Source organism: Streptomyces sp. NPDC002133 (assembly GCF_040296405.1).
Taxonomy (GTDB): Bacteria; Actinomycetota; Actinomycetes; order Streptomycetales; family Streptomycetaceae; genus Streptomyces.
This window is the reverse complement of record NZ_JBEOXF010000038.1, coordinates 71,985-79,110: the sequence shown is the minus strand read 5'-3', so window position 1 is coordinate 79,110 and position 7,126 is coordinate 71,985. Positions and strand designations below refer to the sequence as shown.

6 protein-coding genes and 1 pseudogene are annotated in these 7,126 nt (G+C 70.0%); 1 reads left to right on the top strand and 6 read right to left on the bottom strand.

Annotation, left to right across the window (positions count from 1 at the left end; all coding sequences use genetic code 11):
• The 4 genes and pseudogenes from ABT078_RS28745 to ABT078_RS28730 all read right to left on the bottom strand — a co-directional run.
• A pseudogene (locus ABT078_RS28745) lies at positions 1-186 on the bottom strand (hypothetical protein); the annotation flags it as partial.
• 335 nt (positions 187-521) lie between these two features.
• Complete coding sequence (locus tag ABT078_RS28740) at positions 522-1,826, bottom strand: extracellular solute-binding protein (RefSeq protein WP_351232694.1); 1,305 nt, start codon at positions 1,824-1,826, stop codon at positions 522-524.
• Positions 1,827-2,064: 238 nt separating this feature from the next.
• Positions 2,065-2,349, bottom strand: coding sequence for a DUF3039 domain-containing protein (locus tag ABT078_RS28735; RefSeq protein WP_242337145.1), 285 nt, complete (start codon positions 2,347-2,349; stop codon positions 2,065-2,067).
• A 30-nt stretch (positions 2,350-2,379) separates the two neighbouring features.
• A complete protein-coding gene (locus ABT078_RS28730; protein ID WP_351232691.1) occupies positions 2,380-2,940 on the bottom strand; it encodes a YqgE/AlgH family protein in 561 nt (186 codons plus the stop codon).
• A gap of 287 nt (positions 2,941-3,227) precedes the next feature.
• On the opposite strand from ABT078_RS28730, the gene murA reads away from it, so the two are divergent.
• Complete coding sequence (gene murA / locus ABT078_RS28725) at positions 3,228-4,568, top strand: UDP-N-acetylglucosamine 1-carboxyvinyltransferase (protein WP_351232689.1); 1,341 nt, start codon at positions 3,228-3,230, stop codon at positions 4,566-4,568.
• Between the two features lie 408 nt (positions 4,569-4,976).
• On the opposite strand, the gene ABT078_RS28720 is transcribed toward murA, so the two are convergent.
• Complete coding sequence (locus tag ABT078_RS28720; protein WP_103834809.1) at positions 4,977-5,258, bottom strand: HU family DNA-binding protein; 282 nt, start codon at positions 5,256-5,258, stop codon at positions 4,977-4,979.
• Between the two features lie 310 nt (positions 5,259-5,568).
• Complete coding sequence (locus tag ABT078_RS28715) at positions 5,569-7,002, bottom strand: NAD-dependent malic enzyme (protein ID WP_351232687.1); 1,434 nt, start codon at positions 7,000-7,002, stop codon at positions 5,569-5,571.
• Between the last annotated feature and the right edge of the window lie 124 nt (positions 7,003-7,126).

The window sequence follows — 7,126 nt, the reverse complement described above, 5'->3', positions numbered from 1 at the left end:
GCCGCCTTCCGCCGTGTTCCCGAACGGCCCGACATCGACGGCGTCGAGATCCGCCGCCTGAATGACCTCCCGTGCCACCAGCGCGTGGGCGGGGGTGCCGGCGCTTGCGGAGGCAGGGCCCGACGCCGGCACGTCGTCGGCCGGGGCCATGGCCTCGTCGCCCGTCGGAGCCGAAGGCCGGGACATGCGACCGGTACGGAGACCGCGACCCGGGCGTCCGTCCTCACGCTCCCCCTGAACCTCGGCCGGGCCGTTCCCCGAACAGGCCGGAACCGCCTCCGGCACCGGCCCTGCAGCCCGGGTCTCCGCCTCCGCGGGGCCCTGCTCCGCCGACGCAGGCGTGGCCTCGGCGACCGACGCGGCCGACGGAACCGACGGCCTCGGAGCGCCCGACGCCGCGGACGCCGGGCCGGCCGGAGGAGGCGCAGTCCCGCCCGGACCGCCACCCGGCGCGGCGGCGGTCGGCGGCGGGAGGGAGGGCTCGGGGGCGTCGGCCCCCGGCGTGCGGGGCGTCATCGCACTCAGCCCGCGGACGCGAACGCCGCGTCCATCTTCTTCGCCGCGTCGTCCGACGCCGTCGCCACGTTCTTCTTGCCGCTGACGATCTCCTGGAACATCGTCGGCAGGACGAGCGACGCGTCGATCTGGCCCCAGCCCGGCGACGCGGGGACGAACTTGGTGTCGGCGGCGAGGGTGTCGATGAAGGGCTTCACGAAGGGCTCCTTCGTGGCCGCCTCGGCCCGGACGTCCGTGTACGTCGGCAGGAATCCCATCGCGTCGAAGAGCTTGCTCTGCGTGTCCTTGCCCGCCAGCGACTTCATCAGCTCCACCGCCAGCGTCCGGTGCGAACTGCTCTTCAGGACACCGATGTTGTTGCCACCCGCGAAGGCGGGGGCGACCGAGCCGGATTCGACGCCCGGCAGCGGGACGACCGCGTACTTGCCCTTCACCGCGCCGGCCTCGACCGCCGCGTGGCTGAAGTCGCCGCCGATCGCCATCGCCGCCTTTCCGGAGGCGAACGCCGTCACCGTCGCGTTGCCGCCCATCGACGCGCACTTCGCGGCCGGGCAGTTGTCGTCCTTGAAGAGCGAGGTGTAGGCCTCGATGCCCTTGCGTGCGGCCGGGCTGTTGATCGCGGACTTGTACGAAGTGCCCTGCTTCTCGGCGAGTTCGCCGCCGTTCGCCCAGATGAACGGCATCGCACCGTATGTATAGGCGCCTCCGACGGCGATCCCGTACAGGTCCGGCTTCGCCCGGTGGATCTTCTTGGCGGTGGAGACGAGCTCCGCCTGGGTCTTGGGGGGCTGGACGCCGAGCTCCTCGAAGACGTCGGTCCGGTAGTACAGCGCGCGTACGCCGACGAAGAGCGGCGCCCCGTACACCTTGCCGTCCACCGTCACGGACTGCTTCGCGGTCGGGTCGGCGTCCTTCGCCTCGTCCCAGGCGTCGAACTCCTCGCTGACTTCGGCGAGTCCGCCGTCCTTGACGTACCCGGCGGTGTCGGTGTTGCCGTACTCGATCAGGTCGGGGGCGCTCTTGGGGTCGTTGAAGGCCGCCTTGATGCGCTGGGCACGGGTGTCGACGGGAATGTACTCGACCTCGACCTTCGTGTCCTTGTGCTGGGCACGGAAGGAGGCGATCGCCGCGTCGACGACCTGCTCCTTGGGCTTGTTGCTGACCTCCTGGAAGAGCCAGACGCGAAGCGTGCCGCTCTTCTCGTCGGTCTTCGCGCTGTTGTCGGAGGTCTGCGGGGCGCACGCGGTGGCGGTGAGACCCGCCAGGGCAAGTGCGGTGACCGGGGCGGCTATTCGGGCAGAGAGCTTCACTGAGGGTCCTCCCCCATTCGTGTTGCAACATACGCAACGCTCGTTTCGCACTGCACAACACGCAGGAGGTTAGGGCGGCCCCAACACGCCGACAAGAGGTCTCAACCACTCTGTGACCGGCAGGTGCATACCGTGCAACGGCAAACGGCCCCCGGGGCGCGCCTCAGCGCGCTCCGGGGGCCGTCCGAACGGGAAGAACCGGACCTGTGACCGGTCGATCGACCGGTCACCTGTCCTCTTACTTGTCCTTGCCGCCCTTGTCCTTGTCGCCGCCAGGACCCATGGACTCGTAGATCTCCTTGCACATGGGACAGACCGGGTACTTCTTGGGGTCGCGCCCCGGCACCCAGACCTTTCCGCACAGTGCCACCACAGGAGTGCCGTCCAGGGCGCTCGCCATGATCTTGTCCTTCTGGACGTAATGGGCGAAGCGCTCGTGGTCGCCGTCGCCGTGCGACACCTGCGGTGTCGGCTCTACGAGGGTGCCCGTACCTGCCCCGCGCTCGGGCTCGAGAGTGCTCATAAGTGCCAAGGGTACTGAAGGGCGGCGGATTCAGTTCAGCGAAGGGTCGTCCGGGTACGTGGCGACCATCGCGAGCTCGTTCCGCTGGCGGCGCAGGACCGCGCGCCACAGGCTCTCGGGGCTGGGCGACGACACGTCGCCGGGCTCCGACTCGACGACGTACCAGGCCCCCTCGGTGAGCTCGTCCTCCAGCTGGCCGGGGCCCCAGCCCGCGTATCCGGCGAAGATCCGCAGCGAGCCGAGGGCGGAGGCGAGCAGTTCCGGTGGGGTCTCCAGGTCGACGAGCCCGATCGCGCCGTACACGCGCCGCCAGCCGAGCGGGCCCTCGTCGCCCGGGATGACGGCGAGGCCCAGTGCGGAGTCGAGGGAGACGGGGCCCCCCTGGAAGACCACGCCGGGCTCGCCGGCCAGGTCCGCCCAGGACTCGAGGATGTCGCCGACACCGACCGGAGTGGGCCGGTTGAGGACCACGCCGAGCGAGCCCTCCTCGTCGTGGTCGAGCAGGAGTACGACCGCGCGGTCGAAGTTCGGATCCGCGAGGGTCGGAGTGGCGACGAGCAGCCGCCCTGTGAGGGAGGACACCTCGGTCATGCGACACATGATCCCGCATCTTTGCCCTCCGCGGGGTGCGAGCGGCGGAGTGTGAACCGACGCAGCTCAGGGCGCACCGGGGCGGCGGGAGCGCACGGCGGCCGCCGCAAGCGGATGGTAACCGTCCGCACACGCGCCCGAGCAGAACGTATTGTGCCGAATTCATTACGCGAACGGTGCGTCCTTGGCCTTACGGAGCACGGGTAGGAGGGCCGTAACCTTTTCCCTGGCCCCTGCCCGACCTCCCTCCGGCTCCGCTGGGGGGACCCCTCCGGAACGCGAGATTCATGACCGGCACAGACGATGTACTGCTTGTCCACGGTGGAACCCCGCTGGAGGGCGAGATCCGCGTCCGAGGCGCCAAGAACCTGGTGCCGAAGGCTATGGTCGCCGCGCTGCTCGGCAGCGAGCCGAGCCGGCTGCGCAACGTGCCCGACATCCGCGACGTGCGGGTGGTGCGAGGGCTGCTGCAACTGCACGGCGTGACGGTGCGACCCGGCGACGAGCCCGGCGAGCTGGTGCTCGACCCGACGCACGTCGAGAGCGCGAACGTCGCCGACATCGACGCCCACGCGGGGTCCTCGCGTATCCCGATCCTCTTCTGCGGCCCGCTGCTGCACCGGCTCGGCCACGCCTTCATCCCGGGTCTGGGCGGCTGCGACATCGGCGGCCGGCCGATCGACTTCCACTTCGACGTGCTGCGGCAGTTCGGCGCGAAGATCGAGAAGCGGGCGGACGGGCAGTATCTCGAGGCTCCCCAGAGGCTTCGCGGATGCAAGATCCGGCTGCCGTACCCGTCGGTCGGCTCGACCGAGCAGGTGCTGCTCACGGCGGTGCTCGCGGAGGGCGTCACCGAGCTGTCGAACGCGGCGGTGGAGCCCGAGATCGAGGACCTCATCTGCGTCCTGCAGAAGATGGGCGCGATCATTTCCATGGACACCGACCGGACGATCCGGATCACCGGTGTCGACCGTCTCGGCGGCTATACCCACCGGGCGCTCCCGGACCGTCTGGAGGCGGCGTCCTGGGCCTCGGCGGCGCTCGCGACCGAGGGCAACATCTACGTGCGCGGCGCACAGCAGCGCTCGATGATGACCTTCCTCAACACGTACCGGAAGGTCGGCGGCGCCTTCGAGATCGACGACGAGGGCATCCGCTTCTGGCACCCGGGCGGCTCGCTGAACGCGATCGCCCTGGAGACGGACGTGCACCCCGGCTTCCAGACCGACTGGCAGCAGCCGCTGGTGGTGGCGCTGACGCAGGCGGCGGGCCTGTCGATCGTCCACGAGACGGTGTACGAGTCGCGGCTGGGCTTCACGTCGGCCCTGAACCAGATGGGCGCGCACATCCAGCTGTACCGGGAGTGCCTGGGCGGCTCGGACTGCCGCTTCGGGCAGCGGAACTTCCTGCACTCGGCGGTCGTGTCCGGCCCGACGAAGCTGCAGGGCGCGGATCTGGTGATCCCGGACCTTCGGGGTGGGTTCTCGTACCTGATCGCGGCCCTGGCGGCGCAGGGGACCTCGCGGGTGCACGGGATCGACCTGATCAACCGGGGCTACGAGAACTTCATGGAGAAGCTGGTGGAGCTCGGCGCGAAGGTCGAGCTCCCGCGCCCCGCGGCCGTCTGACCGTCCCCGGTCACCCCTCACCGGCAAGCGCCGGCCGGGCTGTTTTCCCCAGCCCGGCCGGCGCTTGTCGTTCGTCCGGCGGCGCTTGCCGTTCGTCCTGCGGACGGTTCCGGGCCCGGGCCGCTGCGCGGGGCCCATGCGCGGAGCCCGCCCTTGCAGAAGGGGGGCGAGCCCTCGGCCCGTACCTGACCGGAACCGTCCGGTCGGACCGCGTGTCCGTCCTCGAACGACGGACGGGGCTCCACAGGAGCCTCCGCGGCGTTTCGAGGCGCGGGGCCGGCCCGCCGCAGGCGCCCAGGGCCGCCGGGCGCACCCGGAACAGCACCGGGCGAGGGGCGCGGAGGCGCCCCCGGAAACGGCGAGGGCGGCCGCCCCCGGTCCGGGGCGGCCGCCCTCACGCGCCGGGGCTTACTTGCCCTTGGCGGCTTCCTTGAGCTTCGAGCCCGCGGAGACCTTCACGCTGTAGCCGGCCGGGATCTGGATCGGGTCGCCGGTCTGCGGGTTACGAGCGGTGCGAGCGGCACGGTGGGTGCGCTCGAAGGTCAGGAAGCCGGGGATGGTGACCTTCTCGTCGCCCTTGGCGACGACCTCGCCGATGGTCTCGGCGAGAGCGGCCAGCACGGCGTCGGCGTCCTTGCGGGTCACCTCGGCGCGGTCGGCCAGCGCGGCCACCAGCTCACTGCGGTTCATGTTGTTACTCCCGTGTTCTTCTTGCCTGTGAGGCGTGAGATCGAAGCCGATGCTGCCAGGGCCCTCGGACAGTCCCCGGACCCGGGTCTGCCGTCAGACCCTCGCGCCCAATGAGGCATCCTGCCCCCACCAGCGGCGGGAAAGCCAATCCGGCACCCACCGGAGTCACACGAAAAGCGCCACAGGCCTGTTCTGGTGACGTTCCGTCGACTCGATGGAAACTCCACGGAGCCATCGGGCCGGTCGCGGGCTCATATGACCGCCACCCTAGAGGGGCTTTCGTGAGCCCGCGACCCGCGACGCGCCGAGGTCAGACCGACGTGTTCGCCGTCACGCCCGCGCCTGCCGCCTTGGCGGCGTCGCGCACGGCGCCCGCGACGGCACCCGCGACCTTCTCGTTGAAGACCGACGGAACGATGTAGTTCGGGTTCAGTTCGTCCTCGGTGACGACATCCGCGAGGGCCGTGGCCGCCGCGAGCATCATCTCCGTGTTCACCGTACGGGACTGGGCGTCCAGGAGCCCGCGGAAGACACCCGGGAACACCAGCACGTTGTTGATCTGGTTGGGGAAGTCGGAACGGCCGGTGGCCACAACTGCCGCCGTCTGGCGGGCGATTGCGGGGTCCACCTCGGGATCCGGGTTCGCAAGCGCGAACACGATGGCGTTGTCGGCCATGGCCGCGACGTCATCCGCGCCCAGCACGTTCGGCGCCGAGACGCCGATGAAGACGTCGGCGCCCGCGACGGCCTGCTTCAGAGTGCCGGTGACGCCCTCGGGGTTGGTGTTGTCGGCGATCCAGCGCAGCGGGGACTCGGACGCGGCGTCCACGAGGTCCTCGCGGCCGGCGTGCACGACGCCGTGGATGTCGGCGACGACGGCGTGCTTGAGGCCCGCCGCGATGAGCAGCTTCAGGATGGCCGTACCGGCCGCTCCGGCACCGGACATGACGACCCGCACGTCCTCAACTGCCTTGCCCACCACACGAAGTGCGTTGGTCAGGGCGGCGAGCACGACGATCGCGGTGCCGTGCTGGTCGTCGTGGAAGACGGGGATGTCGAGGGCCTCACGGAGCCGCGCCTCGATCTCGAAGCAGCGGGGCGCGGAGATGTCCTCGAGGTTGATGCCGGCGAAGCCGGGGGCGATCGCCTTGACGATCTCGACGATCGCGTCGGTGTCCTGGGTGTCCAGACAGAGCGGCCAGGCGTCGATGCCGGCGAAGCGCTTGAAGAGGGCCGCCTTGCCCTCCATGACGGGCAGTGCGGCCTTCGGTCCGATGTTGCCGAGTCCGAGCACCGCGGAACCGTCCGTCACGACTGCGACGGAGTTGCGCTTGATGGTGAGGCGGCGGGCGTCCTCGGGGTTCTCGGCGATCGCCATGCAGACCCGGGCCACACCGGGCGTGTAGATCATGGAGAGATCGTCACGGTTGCGGATGGGGTGCTTGGACGCCATCTCGATCTTGCCGCCGAGGTGCATCAGGAACGTACGGTCGGAGACCTTGCCGAGGACGATGCCCTCGATCGAGGCGAGCTTCTCGACGATCTCTTCCGCGTGCGTCGTGGACGTGGCCGCGATCGTGACGTCGATACGCAGCTTCTCGTGACCGGACGCGGTGACGTCGAGGCCGGAAACCGATCCGCCGGAGGACTCGACAGCCGTGGTGAGCTGGGACACCGCGGTTCCGCTCGCGGGCACCTCCAGCCGGACCGTCATCGAGTACGAGACGCTGGGCGCCGTTGCCATGGCCGAGTCCCTCTGCTTTCCCTAGCTTCGCTGCTGCATCGTCCGGCTGTGGCGGACGATGCCATCCGATGGTCGCACCTACCTGCGAGTAGCAGGTAATACTGGTCGTTTAGTTTTCGGAAAA

Bases quoted from the DNA above. Each gene is read 5' to 3' on its own strand.
- ABT078_RS28730 (WP_351232691.1), bottom strand. From the start codon at position 2,940: ATGACCGAGGTGTCCTCCCTCACAGGGCGGCTGCTCGTCGCCACTCCG.
- ABT078_RS28720 (WP_103834809.1), bottom strand. From the start codon at position 5,258: ATGAACCGCAGTGAGCTGGTGGCCGCGCTGGCCGACCGCGCCGAGGTG.
- murA (WP_351232689.1), top strand. From the start codon at position 3,228: ATGACCGGCACAGACGATGTACTGCTTGTCCACGGTGGAACCCCGCTG.
- ABT078_RS28735 (WP_242337145.1), bottom strand. From the start codon at position 2,349: ATGAGCACTCTCGAGCCCGAGCGCGGGGCAGGTACGGGCACCCTCGTA.
- ABT078_RS28715 (WP_351232687.1), bottom strand. From the start codon at position 7,002: ATGGCAACGGCGCCCAGCGTCTCGTACTCGATGACGGTCCGGCTGGAG.